Here is a 22,031-nt window from a genome sequence, read left to right as displayed (position 1 = left end):
CAGAGAAGTTAGGTAAGGGAATTATCCTAGATCTGTGGGTTGCATCTCGGGATGGAACTCTCGTCGCCGTAGCGTTCACGCGATCGCCCCATGTCCCCGTCACCCTACTCCCCATCTGCCGCCGTCATCACCATGGAGAATGTGTCGCGGGTGTTTGGCAGCGGCGAGGCGGCGGTGCGGGCCTGCGATCGCATTAACATCACCATTCACCCGGGTGAATACTGCGCCATCATGGGCCAGTCGGGCTCGGGCAAATCGACGCTGATGAATATCATTGGCTGCCTCGATCGCCCCACCCGCGGCCGCTACCTCCTCGACGGCACCGATGTCTCAACGGTGGATAAAAACCGGCTCACCCGCATTCGCAACCGCAAGATCGGCTTTATCTTTCAGCGCTACGAGCTACTGCCCAACCTGACGGCACTGGAAAACGTGATTTTGCCGATGATGTACGCCGGGTTGGGGCGATCGGTACGGCAGCGGCGGGCGGCTGCCGCCCTCACCCACATGGGCCTGGCCAACCGCATGGATAAACGCCCCTCCCAACTGTCGGGCGGGCAGCAGCAGCGGGTGGCTATTGCCCGCGCCATTGTCAATCAGCCGGTGCTACTGCTGGCCGACGAGCCGACCGGAGCGCTCGACTCGCAGTCAGCCACGGAGGTGTTGAGCATTTTTGAGGCCCTGCACCAGCGAGGCATTACCATCGTCATGGTGACCCACTCCCATGAGGTGGCCCGCCACAGCCAGCGCATTATTATGATGAGCGATGGCCAGGTTACCGATGCCCACCTCAGCCCCGCCGAGCTGGGCCGTCTGGCCCCCCTGTAGCAGCCGACCACCCTCTGTTTGGAATGCTCCGTGCCGCCCGAACCCCACTCCGATACCTCCAGTCGCACCAATGCCTCAGCGGATGCCGACCCTCTCCCGCTGGGGCCGGATCAGGCGAAACCCCCTAGCCCCCTTAGCCCTGGCCTGTTTGATGACGATCTGCTCGACGATGGCGATCGGGCCAAGTCTCGCCCTGGGCTGAGGTGGCTCGTGGCGTCGGGGCTAGTGCTGGTGCTGGGCGTGGGGGGCTGGCTGGGCTACCGCACCTGGCAGCGCCGCAGCGTAGACCCCGTGGTAGTGACCACCGGCACTCCCAGCCGCGACACCCTAGAGAACCGGGTCGATGCCTCGGGGGTGATGAGCCTGGGCAACCAGCAGATTCTCAAGGCCCCAGCGGATGTCACTGTGGAGGCGGTGCTGGTGGAAGAGCGCCAGCGGGTAGAGCAAGGTACGGTGCTGCTGCGGCTGCGCGATCGCAGCCTGGAGCAAGAGCTAGACGAGGCCCAGATTGAAACCGACATTCTTAGGCTGCAGCGGCAGCGCAATGCTGAGGTGCTGCGAGACCGCCAGCGCACCGTGCGGCGGGCCGAAGAGCGCTTGAGCGAATCGCGATCGCTGGTCGATCAGGGGTTTATCTCCGAGGATGAGTACAACCAGGATCGCGACGCGTTAGAAACGGCCCAGTCTGAGCTGCGAGGGGCTGAGGTTGAGCTCCAGCGCTCCGAGCTAGAGATTCGCCAAAACCAGGCCAAACTAACTAACGTTCGCGCCCGCATTGCCGACAACGCCATCGTTGCCCCCTTCGACGCCGTGGTGCTCAACATCGACGTGCAGCCCGGCGACGGTGTGCAGAGCGAAGGCACCCTGCTCACCATCGGCGACCCCAACCAAGAGGTAGTGCTGTTTGACCTCATGACCCTCGACGCCAACAAAGTGTCGGTCAATATGCCCGTGCGGGTCAGCATTATCGGCCCCAACCCAGAAAAATATCTAGGTCGGGTGGTCAGCATTGCCCCCCAGGCGATTACCGACAGTGAGGGTGACGGCGGCAGCTCCCAGGCTATGGTCAAGGCGATCGCCCAGCTCGATCGCCCCAGCGGCGTACTCATCCCCGGCAGCTCCGTCAGCGTCGAAGTCATTTTGGTGCAGCGAGAAAACGCCCTAGCCCTGCCCACCAACCTAATTCAGCAAGAGGGCGGCGAAACCTTTGTCTGGGTCGTCGATGACGACAGCCGCGCCCAAAAGCGCCTCGTCACCACTGGCCTCGACACCCTAGAAGCGGTCGAAATCGTCTCTGGCCTAAAAGACACCGACACCGTCATTCTCAACCTACCGCCCGATCAGCCCCTCGAAGAAGGCATGACCGTAGAATCTACCCCCGCAGGCGGCCCCCGCCCCACCCCCTAGCCTCCCCATCTCCCCCACCTTCCCTACCTGCCGATGCCCCTCTCCCCCCTCGACCTCAGCCTCACCACCCTGCGGGATCTAACCGGCAACTGGGTGCGATCGGGCCTGACGGCGCTGGGCATTTTTATGGGCGTTGCCGCCGTCAATGCCACTCTTAACATCGACACCATTGCTAACCGGGTGCTGCAAGAGCAACTGGCGACGCGGGATAACCCCAACATCACCCCCTTTGTTTACGGGCGCAGTCGTCCCCCGGTGGAATTTGATCAGGCGGCGATCGCAGAAATCCAGGCGGCCGTTCCCGGGATTCTCAGCATTAGTCGGGTAACTCAGCTATGGGGAGCAGAGGTGCAGTACCAGGGCACCATCACCGACAGCATTGATGCCCTGAGCGTGTCAGAAAACTACCAGCGCACCACCGGGCGGCAGGTACTCGAGGGCCGATTTTTCGACCCAGAGGACTTTGACGCCTTTCGTCCCGTTGCCGTGATCGATACCGTACTGGCTCAGCAGCTCTTTCAAGCGGCTTCGCCCCTGGGGGAAGGTATTTTCATCAACGGCACCCGCTTCACTGTGATCGGTTTGATTGAAAACAAAAACCTGTACGGTAGCGAAGAAGGAGAACCTACCGGCACTCTCTGGGTACCTGAACCCTACGGCGACCTGTTGCAAGGGCGCTTTCGCTTCGGGGGCCAAATTCAAATTGCCCTGCATAGCCTCAACGACTTTGAGACCACCCGCGACGGCGTCGAAGCTCAGCTCCAGCAGATGTTTCCGGGCTACGACCTGTATATCGATGGCAATGTCGCAGATCTCTACGAAGAGGAGCAGCGCCAGCGGGCTTCCATTCGCGTGCTCAAGGCTGTGGGTCTACTGGCCCTGGTGATTGGCGGCGTCGGCATTGCCAATATCACCATCGCCGCCATTATGGAACGCACCCGCGAGATCGGCCTGCGCCGCGCCATCGGGGCCACCGATTTGGAGATCATGGCCCAGTTCATTGCCGAAGCGGCCCTGCTCAGCCTGATCGGCGGCACCACGGCGGTGGCGACCGTCCACGGGTTGACTAAAGTGGCGACCACCACCGTGTTTGAGGCCCCCTACGAGTTCAACTGGCGCGATGCGGCCCTGTCGATGGGTGCTGCCTTCGGTGTCGGCGTGGGTGCTAGTTTCCTGCCCGCTCTACGAGTCACGCAGATCGATGTCGTGCAGGCGCTGCGAGGGGAGTAGGGTTAGGGAAGAATGGGTAAGCGAGTGGATGGGAATGCGCTGTGCCCTATAAGGGCAGCGATTGCAAATCCACTTTAAACTGCTGATGTTCGGGGGACTGTAAGCCTGCCTGTAATACAGCCAGAACTTGGGTCATATTGCCCTGTAAAAGCGCTGTCTCGGCTAACCACAAACCCGGAAATGTGGCACTGCGAACAATACCATCGGCATCTATCGGCAGGGGCTGGTAGTCGCCATCTACTAGGTAGAACCAATCCAATCTGTTTTCATACACTTGCCAGACAAGGTATTCGGGTACGCCGTTACGGCGGTAGGCCTGTTTTTTGTCGCCCAAGTCAATGGCAGCGCTGCTGGCAGCAATCTCAATTACCAATTCGGGAGTGCCTTCTAGATAACCATCGGGGCTGAGGCGGGCCTGGCCGCCAGCGACTTCATCAATCAGCAGCACAATGTCGGGCTGAGGTTCATTGTCGAGGTCAAGGCGAACTGTGGGTTCAATGCCCGATCGAGTGCCGGGCGTTAGGGCCGCGTAGGTGCCTATCCAAGTGTTTAAGCGGCTATGAGGTTCGGCATGCTGTTGAAACCTGAGCGGCGACGCCACGTAAACAACTCCTTCAATAAATTCAGCTTTTTTAACGGTAGAGGCTTTGTAGCGCCGCTCAAACTCGGGGCGGGTGAGGCGATCGCCGCTCTCAAGGGGAGCCGTTGTGACACCAGTGGTTGGGGCTGAACCAGCGTGATAGGTTGTCATAGCAATGGGGCGAGTTGTTGGTTCTATCCTACTGGGTAGGTAGAGCTGTGGTTAGGGAGGCAGCGAAAATGATGGGAACTTCGACGATTTTAATTAGCCAGCGACTAGGTCTGTGGGGGGTAGCTCTAGGCTTGGGCGTTAGCGCGATCGCCCTCCCCACCCTAGCCGAGTCTATCCCCCTCGCAGAGCCGGCCACTGACCTGCCAGCCCTCGAACCCGTTCTACCCACGGCGGATGCTGCCGAAGTTGTAACGCTCACGCTTACCGACCTGCTCAACCTGACCCTGGAGGGCAATCGCGAGCTGCGCAATCAGGCCCTAGGGCGCATTGTGCAGCGGCAGCAGCTCGCCGCCGCCGAGCAAACCTTTAACCCACGGCTAACACCAACGCTGCGGGTTGATGCCACTCGCAGCAACTCAGGCAACGGCGGTGATGCAGAGTTAACTCCGGGCTCGGTGCTGCTGGGGGGCAGTGACACCGATCTGGACCAGCAAATACGGCTCGACACTACCCTCACCACCCGCCTGGGCACCAGCTTTGAGCTAGGGCTGACGCCCTTTGAGGACGGGCAATCCCTACAATTTAGAGTCAGCCAACCCCTGCTGCGTGGCTTCGGCACCGCCGTCAATGAGGCTCCGCTCAACCAGGCCCGCCTGGGCGAAACCCGCAACCAGCTGGCCCTGCGCAACACCGTCATCGCCACCCTCACTACCGCCATTTTCAGCTACAACAATTTGATCGATGCCCAGGCCCAGGTCGATATTCAGACCCAGGCCCTAGAGCGGCGGCAGCAGCAGCTCGATATTTTGCAGGCCCTGGTAGAGGCGGGGCGGCGGGCCCCCATCGACCTATTTGACCCAGAGCGATCGCTGGCTGATGCCCAGCGCAGCCTCGTCGATGCTCAAAATCAGCTCGACCAGGCCAATAGCGCCCTACTCAACCTGATTGGCACCGATCGCAACCTGCGCTTTGTCGCATCTGTAGAAACTATCGCCGAGCTGTTTGCCGCCGCCGCCGCCCAGTTGGCCACCTACCAGCCCGATGCCCTAGTGACTCTGGCCCTGACCCAGCGCACCGACTACCAACAGGCTCAGCTCCAGCGGCAGCAGCAGGAGCTCGATCTGCTGGTGGCCCAAGATAACCTGCGCTGGCAGCTCGATGCCGTCGCCGATGGCACCCTGGGCGATGGTTCCCGCAGCGCTATGGGGCTAGTGGCCACTCGCACCTTTGGCGACCCCCAACCCGAAACTAACCGTCTAGCTAGCGACATCACCCTGCAACAGCAGGACAACACCCTAGCTCAGCTGCAAGACCAAATTCGCAACGATGTCATCGCTGGGCTCAATGAGGCTCAGGCTAGCTTGAGCCAAGTGGTCGCCGCAGAGCGAGCTACCCTCAACGCTCGACGTCAGCTCGAAGCAGCCCAGGAGCAGTTTCGCCTAGGGCGGGGCAACATTAGCCTGTTTCAGCTGATCAACCAGGAAGAGGCGCTAGTGACGGCTGAAACTAACGAGCTGGAAGCCCGCATCGCCTTCCTCAACAGCGTTGCCCAGCTAGAGCAGACCGTGGGCATTACGTTCGATCGCTGGGCAGCGGAGCTGGAGATTGCCCCTGAGTTGCAGGGGTAGGCGATCGGACAAATGCAAGCAGTCAGCGCCTCTAGAATGGGCTGCTGCCGCTTAATTTCTACCCTGAAAACCCACCGTCAGATAGACGGTCTATCGAGCAACATCCGTGAACATACTTAAATAACGAGTTCTCCTACCGCCATGCTAGATGTCATAAGTTCCACAGTTAGGCCGCTGCTGCTGGATGATCAAGTGCTGGAGGTGGCTTACCGACTCTATATGACGGCTCCCCACGGTGGCTCACCTGCTATCAGTCTCAAGCGTTTATCGGAGCTGACCGGCAAAACGCCCCTAAAGTGTCGCAACGCCATTGTGGAAGCTAATGGACTGGGTCGCTTCCCCGATTGCGAGCTACATCCGTAGCCGTCTCATTACAGGCTACACTTTGGGATAGTTAAGGGAAGACAGCACTGAGTTGGGCGTTGCCCTTTTCTCTAGCTGTGGTCTACCTTACCCCTGTAATGATGCTGCCCCTGTGATGTTGTTAAAGCGCCTGGAACCCTTGCTGAGCCGCAAGCGGGTAGCCATTGTCGAGGCGTGCGTCATCGGGCTAGTGTCTGGGCTAGCGGCGGTGCTGCTCAAGCAGGGGGTCGAGCTACTTACCCTGTGGCGCACCTCCAGTACCTTACCGCTGTGGCTGGCGTTACCCACGATTGGTTTGGTGGGCGGCTGGCTCTCGGGCTGGTCAGTCGAGCGACTAGCTCCGGAGGCGTCGGGCAGCGGCATTCCTCAAGTTAAAGCAGCGCTCGGCTTCGCCAAAATTCCGCTAAACCTGCGGGTGGCGCTGGTGAAGCTGGGCAGTACTCTCTTGGCGCTGGGGTCAGGCCTCTCTCTAGGGCGGCAGGGGCCAACGGTGCAAATTGGCGCGGGCCTGGCGGCGCAGCTGAGTCGTTGGGTGCCAACCTCTCCCGAGTATCGGCGGCAGCTAATCTCTGCTGGTGCGGCAGCTGGTCTGGCGGCAGGCTTTAATGCTCCCATTGCTGGGGTGCTGTTTGTAGTCGAGGAGCTGCTACAAGATTTTTCTGATCTCACCCTGGGCAGCGCTATTTTGGCGTCGTTTATCGGGGCGGTGGTGTCGCGGCTGCTAGGGGGGCAGGGGCTAAATTTAACCATGGATGCCCGACCGATAAGCTTGTCGGTGCATGACCTGCCCTTTCTAATCATTTTGGGTTTAATGGCTGGGCTGCTGGGGTCGCTGTTCCGGCGAGGCATCTTTGGCAGTTTGGCCTTCTTTCGCCAGTTTAAGCAGTTGGGATTGCCGGGGCGCATTGGCCTAGCGGGGCTGGTTACTGGCCTGGTTGGGGTGTTTGTACCGGTGGCGGCGATCGACAACACCGGGTTGCAAGAATTTTTGGTGACGGGCTCTGCCGGGTGGCAACTGATTGCGATCGCCTTCGTCGCCAAGTTTTTGCTGACGCTGCTGGCCTATGGCTCCGGGGCTCCAGGGGGAATTTTTGCTCCCTCGCTGGTGCTGGGGGCAGCGTTGGGATGTCTGGTGAGCTTCTTTGCCCAGGGCGTCTACACGGGCTTTGGCGCCTGGCCCCCGCCAGCTGATCTGGCCACCACTACCACCTACGCGCTAACGGGTATGGGCGCTTTCTTTAGCGCGGTGACGGGGGTACCAATCACCGCTATCGTCATCGTGTTCGAGATGACCGCCAACTTCAACCTAGTGCTGCCCCTGATGATTGGCTCAGGAGTTGCCTATCTGATTGCCGATCGCGCCAACGACGGCTCGATCTATAACCGCTTGCTCGCTCTCCAGGGTATTCATCTCGAGCCGGTGCCTCAGGCTAACAATCCCTGGGGACACCTTAAGGCGGCAGATTTAATGCAGCGTCGAGTCGAAACCCTCTCTAGCCAAATGAGCCTATCCGAAGTGGCGCAGGCCTTTTCGCGATCGCACCATCGCGGCTTTCCGGTGCTCGAAGACGGTCGCTTGGTAGGCATCGTCACCCAGAGCGACCTGAGCGACTCCACTACCCAGGGGCTAGATGACGACGCTGCCCTGGCCGATATTATGACCCCCCACCCGGTCACCGTAGCCCCCGATGCTCCCCTGCCCCGAGTGCTGCACTTGCTCAACCGGCTCAAGCTCAGCCGCCTACCCGTCACCCAGGGCAACAAGCTGGTGGGCATCATCACCCGCGCCGACATCATTCGCGCCGAGTGCGACCAGGTCAGTGGCGATCAACTCAAACTCGGCCCCCAGGCTGAGCCCTCCTATGTAGTGTTTCAGCAGCAGGCTCCCGCCACCGGCCAGGGACGACTGTTGCTGCCCCTAGCCGATCCGCGCACCGCGCCCGATTTGATCAAGATTGCGGCGGCGATCGCCCATGGCCTGCACTACGAACTGGAGTGCATTCACGTCGTCCCTGTGCCCCGCAGCGTCGCCCCCGCCGAAGCCAAGGTTGACCTGCAAGGGGTAGAACCCCTGCGCCAGCTCGCCCTCTCCTACGCCGAAAACAGTGGGCTATCGGTGCATTTTCAGGTGCGGGCGGCCCACGAAATTGGTCGCACTCTGCTCGAAGTGATCAAAGAGCGCCACATCGACCTGGTGCTGATGGGCTGGCACCACCCTAGTCTCACCCCCGGTCGGGTAATCAGTGGCGTCGTCGATACCCTAATTCGCCAAGCCCCCTGCCAGGTCGTGGTGGTGCGTCCCGGCCGCAATCTTACCTTCAACCACTGGCTGATTCCTACTGCGGGCGGGCCCAACGCCCAAAGCGCCCAGGCCCTGCTGCCTGGCCTGCTCACCCTAGGCCACTCCCCCGAAATTCAGCTTTGCACTATCTGCCACCCCGAAAAGGGCGAGTGTCTCACCCTCCAGCACCTCTCTGAAATGGCTAACGGCTTAGAAGAAACTCTGCGCCGCCCAGTTTATACCCAGGTGCTAACCCATCCCTCGGTTTCGGAGGCGATCGTGGATATGGCAAATCTGTGTCACAGCGACGCAATTTTGCTCGGTGCTTCCCGCGAAAATTTGCTCAGCCAGGTGATCAAGGGCAATGTGCCACTGGAAATTGCACAGAACACTCACATGACCGTCATCCTATTGCGCCAAGTTGAAGGCTAAACTCAGAAGCGACCTAAACCTTAACTGCCGAATTGGCGTGTATCCATTGTCTGTAGACTACCGACGAAAACGTTTTAACCTTCGTGGCGACGGCCATAAAAAAGCCGCCTTTTAGGCGGCCCGAATTTGACACAAATCACGCTAGTGATTACCAGTATCTAGTGATACGGTCACCAAAGTTCATAGGAGAACTGGTAGCGTATCGTATCTGTGGCTTAGGTATCTGCTTCTGCCGACTCCTCTTGCTTACGCCGTAGCGCAGCTACTCCCAGTCCAAGCAGGCCGGGCAGCAGGAATGGGGTTGGAATTTCCTCGGTTGTGATGCTCACTCCGTAAGTACCCGAGCCGTTCGGTACACCGGTAAACGAAAGGCTACCAAAGCCAGCGACTTCGCCGCTGGAATCAATAAACCGGCCGCTTAGGGGAGCCAAACCGCCAATGGATACAAAGTTCCTATTTTGGAATCGGGTTCTGACTAATTGTCCTGCATCTAGAGCAAAGGTAAAGCCGTTGCTCAATGTAAAGAAATCAGAAATTTCCGCAAAGCTGTACAGCCCTTGGGTAATTCCGTCAACAGAAGGGTCATTATCAAAGGGGTCTACGCGGTCAATCGTGAAGGACGAGATCAGCGAGGTAATGGTTACCCCGACAAAATCGCCGGTCGTTGTTCCCAAATTTGGTGCTCCAAGGTTGAAGGTATCGGTGCCAGGGTTAACACCTGGATTAACCCCCGACAGCGAGTTGCTGAAGGAGATGCTGCCGTATAGACTGGCCGCGTAGGCTTCATCTGCATTAAATACAGTTGCAACCGAACCCATTGCCGCTGCACCCGCAACAGCTAGGCTGAGCTTGGAAAATGTTTTCATGGCTTCAATCCTTATCCAAATATAGAGATTTAGTTCAAATTAACTTTGGGCAATGTAGCTGCGGTAGATGAAAAATTCGTGTTTGTGGCTGTGCCCTAAAGTATTAGAAATCCCTGATTCGAGGGAGCAGACTATAATCCGATTGGTTGGGAGATGCAGTGCAGTGGGATGTTGTTGCCTTGTACTTTGGGTTTTCTATTAAGCTCCAGTAGTAGCTTTAAAGTGGCCAGATCAGACTAGAAACCGTTTGCAACTCTTGATTTGCTGCGGTAGCTGCACCTTGGGTAGATTCATGCCTGAAGCTTGAGAAGTCATCCACTGTACAGAATTTGGTAGATTCTACGATGTCTGCGTTGAAAGATGCACTTCATGCCCACCCTTATAGATTAAATTACACAGGCAGAATTTGCTCTGATTTACAATTTCAAGTCGCCTTTCTTCAAGGAATCAACAAAATGTGTAAAGCTTGCCTTTATCTGGAAACATTGCAACTCGGTCACTCGGCAGATGCGTAAACCCATTTGCGTTTGGGCTCTTTACAAATTAAACGGGTAGTAGTGACAGCTTAGAGGCAGCTTCTTTAGCAATTAAGCCAACCAAAGGAATCTTGGCAATCCAGAGTTTCTCTAGCGCTTGCTCAAGTTGAATCGACTTAACAGTGCCTAGATGAGATACGAGCACCAATCCGCTGGTTTCCGCCGAAAGTAAGGCGGCGTCGGCGTACTCAGAGAACGGTGGAGAGTCGTAGATAATTAAGTCAAAATAAGACTCGGTTTTGGCGACAAACTGTGTCATCTTAGATGACGATAAGAGCCGAGCCGGGTCGATTTCTGTGGTGCCTGTGGTTAGTACAAACAGATTGGGTTCAGTGGGCGATCGCTTAATCACATTCTTTAGATCCAGCTCGCCAGCTAAAATGTTGGCGAAGCCCTGGTGATTAGGTAGCTCTAAAAAGTTGTGCAGGTGTGGAAAGCGAAAATCGGCATCGATCAGCAGCACTCGATTGCCTAGCTCAGCAGCGGCCCAGGCCAAATAAGCGGCGGTGGTTGAGTCAGCCAGCTGGTTGTCGGCAGAGCTAATCACCAGCGATCTGAGCGGGCGATCGGCATCGAGTCGCTGTAGGTTGGCCACCAGCGATCGAAACGCCTCGCGATAGGCGTAGAGATCATCAATGGGCAAATCTCCCTTTTTAGGCCCTTGGCCATTCAACATCTCATCGACTACCTGATACAGCGACAGTAAATGCTGCTCGTCATAACCCCGTTCAACCGCCCCGTTGTGGGGAATCAGCCCTAAAATGGGTACTGGCGTAACCCGTTTGAGATCGCGGGCGGTGTAAAGCACATCTTTTTGAGAGTCGAGAGCGAGGGCCAAGCCGACTCCGAGCAGCAGTCCAAGTAGCCCCCCCAGCACTAAATTGTTTGACAAATTGGCGACATCCGTCGCCACCGTCGCAGGGGTAATCAGCTCCCAGGGTAGCTCGCGCTGAGCTGCTTCAATCTGTAAGGTTTCGCGGCGCTCTAGCAGCTGGCTCAAGTTGGTGTTAGCAATGGTTAACTCTCGCTCTAGATCAGTAAACTCACGGGTAACCCCAGCTAGCTGGCCTACGTCTACATTGAGGTTGGTGAGCGTAGACGAGAGAGCCGCCTCTCTCGCCGCCAGAACGTCAATTTGGCCCATTAGCTCTTGCTGAGCGTTGGCCCCTTCGCGGGCCATGAGAGCCAGCAGATTTTGGCGCTGCTCTTGCAGCACCTGCATATCGGCGCTTGTGCTACGAAAAATCGTAGAAGCCTGAGCAATCTGGCTATCTAGGGTCAGTAGTTGCTCAACTAGAGCCTGATAGCGGCTGTTGCTGCTGAGCACTGACGATACCGAAACGTCCTGAGGGCGCTCGCTCAGCTGGCGTTCTAGTTCTTCGTAACGGGTCAGGTTTTCTTCTAGCTCAATCAGTACGGCCCGATACTCATTTTCAAAGTTAGCAATTTGGCCAGATAGCTTGCTGCCTTCAGCCTCAGGGGTGATTAAATTAGAGCCTTGGCGCAGACTTTGCAGGTTGCCCTGGAGTTCATCTACCCTTTTGCTAGCATCGGGTATTTTGTCCGCTAAGAACTTAAGCCCCTGCTGTAGATCGCGCTGGCGCGAAGCTAGCCCGTAGTCTAGAAACGTTCGGGCAATTAAACTAGCCACATATTCGACATCTTGAGACGATGCCCCCCGATATGTTGCCCGAACAATTCTTGATTCTTTCGTTAGTTGCAGACCTAGTCGGCTTTTAACTTGGCTATAACAAGTTCTATTTAACTCTTCTTCAGACAGACCCGTTGAGGCGGCTTGGTTCGAAGGTACACAGCCCTCTAGCCCCTTAGCGCGCAGATCGGCTACTACTGGCTGCAGCACCCCAGGGCTGGTTAAGATTCTGGTTTGGTCACCCAAAGTTAGCTCCGTCTCCTGCTGATTCACAGGCACCTCAGACAGCGAAGAGATCACCTCAGTTTCAGCACTTTGGGGCTGAATCAAAATTTCAAAGGTGGCGGAGTAAGAGGGTGGGCTGAGGTAGGCCCGTAATCCTGCGGCTCCGGCAAAAGCAGCGGTTATGCCAGCAATTAAGAGCAGTCTGCGCCTGAGGGTAGATAGCAGGCTGCTCAAATCTAGCCCGCCTTCTGAGCCAGAGTCGGCCCCCGCAGCCATGGGTAGTGTGGGCGAAGGTTGGAGAGTGTGAGCTTTCATCCCTGATTCCTAAACTAAGTGTGGTTGTGGGCGGTGAAGAGGTGCTCCAATCACAAAATGTGCGCTCCAGCAGAGGCAAGCACGCGGTAAGCCGCGTCCTTGGGCCCCGATCAAAATAAGTTGAAGATGCGGAAGGGTGCAGACAAAATATTCAGGAAATTGGCGAGGGGGTTGGCTATGCCGCCCAATGTGTCTGAGAAACTGGCTAAGCCCGATCGCCCGACAATAATAATGTCGTTATTCTGCAGCGCTGGATTGTCAGCATCGCTGATGCCTTGGGCAAAGTCGATGTTGATCTCTCGCTGGGTAACTGTGCCATCTGGGTTAAGACGCACCAGCCCCACAGTGGTTTCCCTCGCGCGAGTGTTAAAACCACCAGCCGCTAAAATTCCCTGGTTGAGCGGCGTATTGGGGGGCACCTCAACCAGCCCAGCATTGCGCACCTCACCTACGACATTAATGCGAATGGTGTCGGGCGCAAAACTGGCGGACGCCAAGCTAGAAGCCTCCGCTGGCCCCAACGCTGTCGTTGCGGTGGGGATAAACACTGTATCGCCTTCCTGAAGCAGTGCGTTTTGCTGGGTTGCGCCCGCCTCTAGCAGGCTCCACAAGTCTACGGTAAAGACTTGCTCACCGCTGGTGCGGGTCAGACGCCGTACCTGCACCTGGCGAATGTTGGCCATGGGCTTAATGCCCCCTGCAATTTGAATGGCATCAGTAATTTTGGGAGGCCGGGCCGAGCTGCCACCGCCTTCGCCGCCGGGTAGACCGGCATCGCCAGTGCGGGTGCTGCCGCCTCTCAGGGTATACGGGCCAGGGCGAAAGACTTCGCCCACCACCGCAATGTTGATGGGTGAGGTGTTGGTCGGCGCGATCGCCGCCTCAGCCAGCAGCTGAGCCTCTTCGAGGGGTACCAGAGTAGACGGAATAAAAATGCTGTCACCATCGCGCAGGGTAATGTCTTGGCCCAAATCGCCGCCACTGACCAAATCCCACAGATTGACAGCAAATAGTTGAGTCTGTCCGTTGCGCAGTCGCCGGATCTGCACTTCGCGAACGTTGGCGCTGCCGGTAACACCCCCTGCCTGGGTCAACAACTGAGTAATCGTGGGAAAGGCTGTGCCGTTGATGGCGAGGGTGTACGATCCAGGCCGGTTAACTTCTCCGGCGACTCCAATCACCAGCGGACGGCGAGTCAGCAAGTTGAGCGTTACCCCTGGGCGGCGCAAAAATTGACTATAGCGGGCCGTAATTCGCTCAGTGGCGGTATCTAGGGTAAGACCCTGCACGTTGACATCGCCTACGACCGGCAGCGTTAAGGTGCCGTCGACCTGCACTTCAAACTCGCCGCTGTATTGGGGCAGCTGAAACAGCGCTAGCTGCACGCGATCGCCGGCCCCTAGCGTGTAAGGCTCATTGGTCACCTGTGGCGAAAGACGAGGTGCAGCAGTCGTTGTTGGAGGTTTTTGGGCCTCTACTACAGGTACCGCGGTCGTGCTGCCACCCGGCATGCGTTGGGCTGGAGCAGCGCTGGGGTAGAGGCCATCAATGCCGATGAGCAGCACGCCTGCAGTGAGGGCTAAGCCCAAACGCTGCTTTAGCAGCGCCTTAGATATAACTAAATTAGACATGAGTAGACTCCCTTTTCGGGTAGAGTAGGCCCTGCGTCTATCCAATATCCGTAGGTCTAGTCATGAATCCGAAAGGTTTTGGCCTCGGACCGTAGTTTTACCGAAGCCTTTACATAATTTTTGTAAATGGGTAAAAGCCGCTAAGATAAGCTAAAGGAGAGTACGTATTTTCACTGGCCAGGCAAAAGTATGTCACATTAAGTTATGTACATGCTAATGTTTAGCAGTGCATCGCTCTATCAAGGGCTTAGGCCATTCCCTCCAGCCATGGTCTAAGCCAAAGTCAGTCATAGCTCAGGGGCAGTATTAGTAGTTACGATATCGACGGGGAAATACGGGCAGGAAAATTTTCTAAGCAACCTGGTCCAGATAAAACCGTTAAAGTGGGTTAGTAGGGGTATACCTGAAAGTCCACATTTCTATAATTGCTTTGGAGCGGTCTAATCAAGTTTGGCTCTGCATTCTGGACAAACCAAATGTGGTAGTTAGGCGTCATTTTTCCTTAAACGATGAACTTTTTTAGACGGTGCGCGTCTCAGGTGTTTTAACGGGTCCATAGCTTAGCTAGCTACGGACTGCGTATGCCGGATGTAAACTAGTAGCTTTTAACTGACAAATCCTATCGGGGCGTCTACCACTGATTGTCCTTTAAGCTCCTTAGGATCATGTCAATCTCCAAGAATCTCATCAATGAATCCGTAATTGGATTTTCGGTTGCGGCCAACCCTTTTGCAGAGCAAATTGATCTGATTATGCACTGGGGTCAACAGCGGCTGAGCCGGGTAGTTTGTGTAGCCAATGTGCACATGCTGATGGAAGCGCGGTGGAACGAGACCTTTGCTAAGGTGCTAAGCCAAGCCGATCTGCTCACCCCAGACGGTATGCCCCTAGTATGGACTTTAAACCTGCTGCGCAAGAGTACTCACGATCGCGTCGCGGGCATGTACATTCTGCGCGAAGTATGCGAACGCGCCTCAGCATCGGGGTTGCCAATTTATTTCTTAGGCACCGATGAGTCGACCTTGGGCAAAATGCGGCAGCGCCTGCAAAAAGAGTATCCAAACCTCATTATTGCGGGCATGGAACCGCTGCCTTTTCGGCCCCTAACTCCCGAAGAAGACGCCCAGGTTGTTAAAGATATCAATGCCAGTCGGGCCGGAATTGTGTTTGTTGCCTTGGGCTGCCCCAAGCAAGAAATTTGGATGTATCAACATCGCTCTAAAATTAAAGCGGCAATGGTAGGCATTGGTGGAGTCTTTCCTATCTATGCCGGCATCAAAAAGCATGCCCCCGCTTGGGTACAAGACTCGGGGTTAGAGTGGCTCTATCGGCTCACCCAAGAGCCGGGTCGTCTGTGGCAGCGGTACTTTAAAACGATTCCACCTTTTGTCTATCTTTCGATTAAGCAGGTGGTCGTTACCCGATTGCACCGCCGCATTAATCGCATGCTGAGGGCGTTCTAGAGCAGCACTTCAAGTTTGCCTTAAACGCTGAAACGTAGTATTTTTCTAATCGGTAGCACACTACTCAACAGTTCGGATCCCTGGTTATTGCTGTCAAAACGTCACTTTGTACCCCCTGATCAAAGGGGAAGTCAAGATCTATGTTAGTGAGACACGCGAGCATAGGAATAATAGCGATTTGTCAGAAATGGGCTACCTGTGGAGGCTTTCTCGATCACTTCCCCTTTGAGACTGTTCGAAAAATTGATCTATCGTGACTTTAACCACCTGCTGTCCCCCAGCCCTCCCTAAAAAGGGGGATGCTCAAGTGACTCAAAATTCTCCTCCTCAAAAAGGTTTGTGGTTTCTCGCAGGGTAAAGAGAGTTCTGCAGTTTGTAGCGCTGTTTTACGAATTCTGTATAGCCATACTAATACCCCTAGAGTGCTCACCCCATTTCCACAAAAGAGATGGGGTGAATGGCCTTTGTATACAGGAGAAAAAGTGCAAAAACCATGGGAATTCCAGACTGATTTTAAGATTCTTCCTGATTTTCTTGCCGTCGCTAGAAACTGAGTGTATGGCCGTATCTACCTCAAGAGATTATGACTCAGCCCCGATCGCGCAATCGTAACCGATCTAAACGACGGAGCATTCTCTGTCCTCTCCATGGTGGCTATCTTGACAGCGTTAGCCAAAAATATCCTCTCTTTGCCACTAAGCCTGAGCATTTGCAACAGAGTGGGCTTAGCCGTCGGGCGGCTCTTGCCCTGGTTGCTGGCTTGGGCACAGTTCCTCTAACAGGGGAATGGCTAGAGGCCTTTTGGTGCGATCGCTGTCAAGCCACCCAGTGGTACCACGTGCGCAAGACCGGAGCCAACCAGTACACACTCTGTACGGTGCCGGCGACCCTGTGGATGCAGACTGCTGGAGTAATTTTACCCACCGGCAACCCCACCGTGGGTGAGTTCACTCGTCGACAGGCACGGCAGACGACCTACGGCGGCGTGAAGGATTTTCACCGGATGGGGTGAGGAGATGGAGAAGATGAGGAGATAAGGAAGCCAGGGAATCGGGAATGTAAAAACACATTTTTAATTTCCTTTCTTGCCGCCCTCATCTTCCTCACCTTCCTTACCTCCCCTATCCTCCTCACCTTCCTTAATCGTCACTCCTGTTGTTCATTCACTATCTAAACCCTATGACTAATCCCAAAAAAGCTCTCGTTACCGGCATTACCGGTCAAGATGGCTCTTACCTAAGTGAACTACTATTAGAAAAAGGCTACGAAGTCCACGGCATTATTCGTCGCACCTCTACTATTAATACCGATCGCATTGATCACCTCTACGAAGACCCTCACAGCGATTCGGCTCGGCTATTTTTGCACTACGGTGACCTCACCGATGGCACTACCCTGCGGCGCATTCTCGAAGAGGTGCAGCCCATAGAGATTTATAACTTGGGGGCACAGTCTCACGTGCGGGTGAGCTTTGACTCACCTGAGTACACCGTTGATGCGGTGGGTATGGGCACTTTGCGCCTGCTCGAAGCCATTCGCGACTATCGCCAGCGCACTGGCATTGAGGTGCGCTACTACCAGGCGGGCTCTTCAGAAATGTACGGCAAAGTGCAGGATGTGCCCCAGAGCGAAACCACCCCGTTCTATCCCCGCAGCCCCTATGCCTGTGCCAAGGTCTATGCCCACTGGCAAACGCTCAATCACCGTGAATCGTACGGCATGTTTGCCTGCAACGGTATTTTGTTTAACCACGAGTCACCCCGCCGGGGCGAAACCTTTGTCACTCGCAAAATCACCCGCGCTGTGGCCCGCATCGTCGCTGGGCAGCAGAGCAAGATCTACATGGGCAACCTCGACGCCAAGCGCGACTGGGGCTACGCCAAAGACTACGTCAAAGCCATGTGGCTGATGCTGCAGCAAGACGAGCCCGATGACTACGTAGTAGCTACAGGCGAAACCTACTCGGTGCGCGAATTTTTAGACATTGCCTTTGGTCGCGTCAACCTCGATTGGCAAGATTATGTGGCCTTTGATGAGCGCTACCTGCGCCCCGCCGAAGTAGAACTGCTAATTGGTGACCCCACCAAAGCCAAGACCAAACTAGGCTGGGAACCATCGGTAACTTTTGAAGAACTGGTGCACCTGATGGTCGAAGCCGATCTGCAAGCGCTGGGCTTGGTGACGCTCAACGGCAGTGCGGCTACCAGCGTGCTAGACCGAGCCACCCTACGGGCCGCTGGGGGCGTAACAGTCGGGTAGAACTTTTAGTGGGGTTTCGCTCAAGCAAAGCCCCACTGACCAGACAACAGGTGCAGAGCCACGTAACCCTTTGGAGCCCGCCGTACGTGTTGTTCAACCCTTTGGTAGACCTATGTTTCAGTTCTTTTTCGCTCCTAAGGCATACCAAGCAACCCTGAACGAAATTCTTGTTATTCCAGATACTGTGCAGTTGGCACCCACGCATCCATCGGTTAACTCTGTCTTAAAGCGATGCTTAGATGTGGTTGGCGGTTTGCTAGGAGTTTTAATCACTCTGTTCTTGCTGGTTCCCATTGCCGTTGCCATTCAGCTCGACAACCCTGGCCCGATCTTTTTTAGCCAGCTGCGCTGTGGGTACCAAGGGCGACCCTTCCGAATTTGGAAGTTTCGCTCGATGGTGGCCAATGCTGATGAGCTTAAACATTTGGTAGAGAACCAGGCGCAGGGCCTGATCTTTAAGAATGAAAATGACCCTCGCATTACTCGGGTGGGCAGGTTCTTGCGGCGCACCAGCCTAGACGAGTTCCCTCAGTTTTGGAATGTGCTGTGGGGCGATATGAGTTTGGTAGGCACTCGCCCGCCGACCCTGAGTGAGGTACAGCAGTACAAGCCTCACCATTGGCAGCGGCTCAACGTTAAGCCGGGGCTAACGGGCAAGTGGCAGGCTCAGGGGCGATCGGCGATTAAAGACTTTGAGGCGATCGTCAAGATGGATATTGACTACCAAACTCAGTGGTCTTTGGGACACGATGTGCAGTTGATTGTGCAAACTCTTGGTGCTGTAGTGCTCAGTCGAGGAGCTTTTTAGCGATTAAGACGTTGATTAAGGCAGGTATAATTTCCCAGCCACCCTTAGAATTAAGGGTAATTGAAGGTTTAGACTCCTTTGTGATTGAGGTATTTAAGGGGGCAGATAGCTTAATTAAGCCAAGTAAAGCATTGTGTGCCTAACAAGTCTCAACTAGCGTTGGGTTCTCCTCTGAAGATGCTCCACAAACACTGCATTTTGTCTATCCAAAACTAAAATAATACGTTGGGCAGTAACCACATACCGTATACCCATGTAAAAATCTAGGCGTTAAGTTAATAACGCCTAGATTGAGAATGCGCTTTGAAGTAGGACTTTTGTTAGATTTTGCCTAAGTAAGTAGATGGGCTTAGCGATGCGGATTGCCAGACACTTGTAGCTTGAGTGTGTAATTAGCTTTAGCGATATAGAGCAGCAGCGTGTGTATGAGTATTACCACCGCTAACATCTCTAGCGTTTCTTCTAGTAAAATACTAACACCTACACTATGCCCTTGTGAAGTTAAAATACTTTCTACCATTTCCATGCCGATTGAGCCACTTAAAAAGACGAATCCTGCCAAAATAAACCGCGACGAAAAGAATAAAGGAAGTCGTTTCAAAAAGGGAATGTAGATTAAGCTTACTGCAAACACAATTGGGATGAAAAAGAGATACCACCTATAATACATAATGCCTTCTCCACGACCCATAAAATATATAGATATTGGGCCTACAATCCTGTCGTGAATTCCAGATGCCTCGTCAAAGCTCATAAATAGTAGAAGGCCACACATTCCCAGCCAATGAAAGAATAAATTCTTCTTCGTTGTCGATTCATGAAAAGAAATAAGTCCACATAACCCTGCAGCCAATAGCAAGTTTAGAGCTGAGAAATAAGTAGGTAAATTTCCTTCAAATCCCATATGGAAGAAACGAAATACTCCTAAAAGCGGAGGGCGATGAAGAGCAATGAATTTACCTACTAGATGAACAAGAATATGTCCACCAGCAGATAAGACTACGGTACCTAGTAGAAAAAGGCTCATTTTGTGAGGACGAAGGTTTACCTGTGCATAGCGATTTAAGGTTTTTTGCATGAATAGAACATATAAGGGGCACAAAAAATGAAGACCGCGCTCGTACCCGATCGCTGTCAAGTCGCATTAAAACAAGCCTCTCGTCCAACACCACAGCGATAGCTGAGTGATTGATCCTCAGGATAGGTTAAGTAGAATGACGTTCTACCCAACGCTGACTAGGTTTTTTGGGGTCTTGCTGCTGCGTTACATAACCCACGCCATGACAAGGATTTTGGAGGTTTTGTCAATCAACTAGCGGTGACAGACGGCTTTGCCTTACTTTTACCTAGCCTTAACCTTTTATCCGGAAAGTATCTCGAAATTTCCTATGGGTAGCCGCCGGTATTATGGAAAGCTGGCATATCAACCGCTTACGCTCTTCGAGCCGTCCAAGCATCTATCTGATAGGTACCGTTGACGCCTACGGTAAACTGTAGAGGCTGTCTAGGACCGCGCAATCTTTCAGTTGCATTATCGGTAAAGCGATCGGCATCAGACAGGTTGATTAACTGGTTGTTTTGCACCGTTGCCCGGTAGCTGACATCGTTGCGCATCAGCGGACGAGGGTTGGCAGCAGTGTTGTCAAAGATGTTGTCTTTAATCACAATGGTGGCAAAGTCAGTAGCAGGATGAAAGCCAAAGAAACCCTCCCGACGATTTTGGCCGTTTGACTTGACGTGATTATTGTAAAAGCGAAAATGGTTGTAGGGGCCGTTTGACCAAAAAATGCCCCGACCCGGATTATTGATCAGGTTATCGTGAAAATCGGTCGGCCCTGGGGCTGGCTCATTGCCAAAGCTAGAGATTAAATTACCACCGTCTTCACTAACTTCAAAATCAAACAGATTATGGTCAATCTCGGCGGAGTTTCGTGTCCACTCTAGGGTGTAAGATTTTTTGAGCCAGTTATGGTGAATATGAAACGATCGCCTTTCATTAAGTACCGGGCCGCCACCAAATTTTGGAATAGAAATCACGCCATCAAAGCGGTTGTGATCAATCTCAATATTGGCATCGTTCTCGAATGGGTACTCTAATGAGAAATTGACCTGCACATCGTTGTGATGAAACCGTAGATTGCTGCCACCACGGCCCTTGAAGCCATAGAAATTGCGATCTAGTCCTTCAGATTTTTGAATCAAGTTATTCCAAAATTCAGATTTTTCCGTATGGGTCATAAATAACGCCCCGCTCGTCCACTTTACCTCGCCCCCGGCATCGATAAACTGGCAGTCGTGCACCTTAAGACCACTTAGGCCAAGGGTGCGCACCCCGCTCCAGGCAAAGTTATTAATTTGCAAGTGGCTCAACTCTAGCTGGTCGGCATCGTCGGCATAGATAGCGCCATGCAGCGTGGGGCCGGTGAGCGTCAAGTTGGCGACCTTGACATCGTTGGTGTTAATCAATTTGAGCAGGTATGCGTCGGGGTTGTCTTGATTAGGCAGCCCATCAAGGCCAGGAGCCCAAGACGAGGCGGCCTTGATTACCGTTCTCTCTACGCCATCGCCCATCAGAGTCATACCGGGTTTGAGGACCAGTGGGGACGACAGCTCGTAGATACCCGGCGGCACCCTAACCGTGTCGCCGGGGGCACTTTGGGCCACCACCTCATTCAGGTGAATAGGGTTGGCCCGCTGCCCCAGAGCGATCGCTAGTATCAAAACAGTTGCACACAGCAGCGCTGCCAGTCGCGTTATCGATCGCGTCATGAGAAAAATTCTGCAAAAACGGCTGCGTCTGCGGAGCAGAGCCTGGGGCTAGCAAAAACCACAGCAATAAGGACGTTGCTACCTTTAGGAGTGGCTCGCCCAGGCACACTCTTCAAAAAACGAGCTACTGATCCTCAATCCGGAACAATGCTCGAGATCTAAAGCAGTCTTTACATACAGCCAAACCCTAGAGAAAGTACGGAGGCTTTGGGCTACTGATCCGGAACGGGCCGGTTAGCCTTGTAAAGGAAAATAACAACTTAAGCTAAACCCCCCTATTTAGAGGGGCCTTGTTGCAGAGGGGCTTTGATGGTCGTCTTAGATCTCAGTCTCTTTGCCCTGTTCTAGAACGCTCTTAGAGCGATCGGGCAGAGTATAGGACAGGTGTACCTAGGCGTTGCTCTCATTAGGGGTAGCGCTTGCGTTGCCTAAATGGTTCAGCAAAAGATTAAACAGATGCAAAGGATGGTTTGAACTGTTGTTTGCATGGCCTATAGTCTGCAACGCATTCCATAAGCCTTTCTTGATATGGCTCAAACGCTGCAAAGGAGAGCTTCAGTCTTTCTTTGCAACCTATAAGGCTTTCTT

At 54.4% G+C, this 22,031-nt stretch carries 16 protein-coding genes; 10 read left to right on the top strand and 6 right to left on the bottom strand.

What is annotated here, in order from left to right; translation table 11 throughout:
- Positions 1–90 precede the first annotated feature (90 nt).
- From H6F75_RS02830 to H6F75_RS02820, 3 genes are read left to right on the top strand one after another with little or no spacing between them, the layout of a single operon-like run.
- Positions 91–828, top strand: a complete 738-nt coding sequence (locus H6F75_RS02830; protein ID WP_190749019.1) for an ABC transporter ATP-binding protein — start codon at positions 91–93, stop codon at positions 826–828.
- Positions 829–858: 30 nt separating this feature from the next.
- A complete protein-coding gene (locus H6F75_RS02825) occupies positions 859–2,235 on the top strand; it encodes an efflux RND transporter periplasmic adaptor subunit (RefSeq protein ID WP_190749017.1) in 1,377 nt (458 codons plus the stop codon).
- Positions 2,236–2,268: 33 nt separating this feature from the next.
- A complete protein-coding gene (locus H6F75_RS02820; protein WP_190749015.1) occupies positions 2,269–3,465 on the top strand; it encodes an ABC transporter permease in 1,197 nt (398 codons plus the stop codon).
- 46 nt (positions 3,466–3,511) lie between these two features.
- On the opposite strand, the gene H6F75_RS02815 is transcribed toward H6F75_RS02820, so the two are convergent.
- Positions 3,512–4,216 (bottom strand): Uma2 family endonuclease, encoded by a 705-nt coding sequence (locus tag H6F75_RS02815; RefSeq protein ID WP_190749013.1) that lies wholly within the window; start codon positions 4,214–4,216, stop codon positions 3,512–3,514.
- A 68-nt stretch (positions 4,217–4,284) separates the two neighbouring features.
- On the opposite strand from H6F75_RS02815, the gene H6F75_RS02810 reads away from it, so the two are divergent.
- The 3 genes from H6F75_RS02810 to H6F75_RS02800 all read left to right on the top strand — a co-directional run bounded on the left by H6F75_RS02810 (position 4,285) and on the right by H6F75_RS02800 (position 8,920).
- The gene (locus H6F75_RS02810; RefSeq protein WP_190749011.1) at positions 4,285–5,844 is read left to right on the top strand and encodes a TolC family protein; all 1,560 of its coding nucleotides are present in this window, start codon (positions 4,285–4,287) and stop codon (positions 5,842–5,844) included.
- Between the two features lie 141 nt (positions 5,845–5,985).
- Positions 5,986–6,207 carry a hypothetical protein gene (locus tag H6F75_RS02805; protein WP_190523459.1) on the top strand — a complete coding sequence of 74 codons (222 nt, stop codon included), beginning with the start codon at positions 5,986–5,988 and terminating at the stop codon, positions 6,205–6,207.
- Between the two features lie 115 nt (positions 6,208–6,322).
- Positions 6,323–8,920 (top strand): chloride channel protein, encoded by a 2,598-nt coding sequence (locus tag H6F75_RS02800; RefSeq protein WP_190749009.1) that lies wholly within the window; start codon positions 6,323–6,325, stop codon positions 8,918–8,920.
- 215 nt (positions 8,921–9,135) lie between these two features.
- Here H6F75_RS02800 and H6F75_RS02795 read toward each other — a convergent pair whose 3' ends face one another.
- The 3 genes from H6F75_RS02795 to H6F75_RS02785 form a co-directional block, all read right to left on the bottom strand.
- Entirely contained in the window at positions 9,136–9,786 is a 651-nt protein-coding gene (locus H6F75_RS02795) for a PTPA-CTERM sorting domain-containing protein (RefSeq protein WP_190749007.1), read from the bottom strand.
- A 543-nt stretch (positions 9,787–10,329) separates the two neighbouring features.
- A complete protein-coding gene (locus tag H6F75_RS02790; protein WP_190749005.1) occupies positions 10,330–12,513 on the bottom strand; it encodes a tyrosine-protein kinase domain-containing protein in 2,184 nt (727 codons plus the stop codon).
- Between the two features lie 110 nt (positions 12,514–12,623).
- Complete coding sequence (locus tag H6F75_RS02785; RefSeq protein ID WP_190749003.1) at positions 12,624–14,144, bottom strand: SLBB domain-containing protein; 1,521 nt, start codon at positions 14,142–14,144, stop codon at positions 12,624–12,626.
- A gap of 665 nt (positions 14,145–14,809) precedes the next feature.
- On the opposite strand from H6F75_RS02785, the gene H6F75_RS02780 reads away from it, so the two are divergent.
- From H6F75_RS02780 to H6F75_RS02765, 4 genes are all read left to right on the top strand, one after another.
- Positions 14,810–15,607 (top strand): WecB/TagA/CpsF family glycosyltransferase, encoded by a 798-nt coding sequence (locus tag H6F75_RS02780; protein ID WP_190749001.1) that lies wholly within the window; start codon positions 14,810–14,812, stop codon positions 15,605–15,607.
- Between the two features lie 583 nt (positions 15,608–16,190).
- On the top strand, positions 16,191–16,619 hold the full coding sequence (locus tag H6F75_RS02775) for a hypothetical protein (RefSeq protein ID WP_190748999.1): 429 nt from the start codon (positions 16,191–16,193) through the stop codon (positions 16,617–16,619).
- A 167-nt stretch (positions 16,620–16,786) separates the two neighbouring features.
- The gene (gene gmd, locus H6F75_RS02770; RefSeq protein WP_190748997.1) at positions 16,787–17,866 is read left to right on the top strand and encodes a GDP-mannose 4,6-dehydratase; all 1,080 of its coding nucleotides are present in this window, start codon (positions 16,787–16,789) and stop codon (positions 17,864–17,866) included.
- A 112-nt stretch (positions 17,867–17,978) separates the two neighbouring features.
- Complete coding sequence (locus H6F75_RS02765) at positions 17,979–18,674, top strand: sugar transferase (RefSeq protein WP_190748995.1); 696 nt, start codon at positions 17,979–17,981, stop codon at positions 18,672–18,674.
- A gap of 349 nt (positions 18,675–19,023) precedes the next feature.
- On the opposite strand, the gene H6F75_RS02760 is transcribed toward H6F75_RS02765, so the two are convergent.
- Positions 19,024–19,752: a hypothetical protein gene (locus H6F75_RS02760; RefSeq protein ID WP_139297018.1), complete on the bottom strand. Its 729-nt coding sequence runs from the start codon at positions 19,750–19,752 to the stop codon at positions 19,024–19,026.
- Between the two features lie 353 nt (positions 19,753–20,105).
- Positions 20,106–21,443, bottom strand: a complete 1,338-nt coding sequence (locus H6F75_RS02755) for a right-handed parallel beta-helix repeat-containing protein (protein ID WP_190748993.1) — start codon at positions 21,441–21,443, stop codon at positions 20,106–20,108.
- Positions 21,444–22,031: the final 588 nt, after the last annotated feature.

The sequence above is a fragment of the Nodosilinea sp. FACHB-131 genome, assembly GCF_014695395.1.
GTDB lineage: Bacteria > Cyanobacteriota > Cyanobacteriia > Phormidesmidales > Phormidesmidaceae > Nodosilinea.
The sequence above is the reverse complement of the archived record's forward strand: the minus strand, read 5'-3'. Positions and strand labels throughout refer to the sequence as shown.

Bases quoted from the DNA above. Each gene is read 5' to 3' on its own strand.
- H6F75_RS02800 (WP_190749009.1), top strand. From the start codon at position 6,323: ATGTTGTTAAAGCGCCTGGAACCCTTGCTGAGCCGCAAGCGGGTAGCC.
- H6F75_RS02775 (WP_190748999.1), top strand. From the start codon at position 16,191: ATGACTCAGCCCCGATCGCGCAATCGTAACCGATCTAAACGACGGAGC.
- H6F75_RS02780 (WP_190749001.1), top strand. From the start codon at position 14,810: ATGTCAATCTCCAAGAATCTCATCAATGAATCCGTAATTGGATTTTCG.
- H6F75_RS02830 (WP_190749019.1), top strand. From the start codon at position 91: ATGTCCCCGTCACCCTACTCCCCATCTGCCGCCGTCATCACCATGGAG.
- gmd (WP_190748997.1), top strand. From the start codon at position 16,787: ATGACTAATCCCAAAAAAGCTCTCGTTACCGGCATTACCGGTCAAGAT.
- H6F75_RS02795 (WP_190749007.1), bottom strand. From the start codon at position 9,786: ATGAAAACATTTTCCAAGCTCAGCCTAGCTGTTGCGGGTGCAGCGGCA.
- H6F75_RS02785 (WP_190749003.1), bottom strand. From the start codon at position 14,144: ATGTCTAATTTAGTTATATCTAAGGCGCTGCTAAAGCAGCGTTTGGGC.
- H6F75_RS02765 (WP_190748995.1), top strand. From the start codon at position 17,979: ATGTTTCAGTTCTTTTTCGCTCCTAAGGCATACCAAGCAACCCTGAAC.
- H6F75_RS02815 (WP_190749013.1), bottom strand. From the start codon at position 4,216: ATGACAACCTATCACGCTGGTTCAGCCCCAACCACTGGTGTCACAACG.
- H6F75_RS02760 (WP_139297018.1), bottom strand. From the start codon at position 19,752: ATGCAAAAAACCTTAAATCGCTATGCACAGGTAAACCTTCGTCCTCAC.
- H6F75_RS02805 (WP_190523459.1), top strand. From the start codon at position 5,986: ATGCTAGATGTCATAAGTTCCACAGTTAGGCCGCTGCTGCTGGATGAT.
- H6F75_RS02820 (WP_190749015.1), top strand. From the start codon at position 2,269: ATGCCCCTCTCCCCCCTCGACCTCAGCCTCACCACCCTGCGGGATCTA.
- H6F75_RS02810 (WP_190749011.1), top strand. From the start codon at position 4,285: ATGATGGGAACTTCGACGATTTTAATTAGCCAGCGACTAGGTCTGTGG.
- H6F75_RS02790 (WP_190749005.1), bottom strand. From the start codon at position 12,513: ATGAAAGCTCACACTCTCCAACCTTCGCCCACACTACCCATGGCTGCG.
- H6F75_RS02755 (WP_190748993.1), bottom strand. From the start codon at position 21,443: ATGACGCGATCGATAACGCGACTGGCAGCGCTGCTGTGTGCAACTGTT.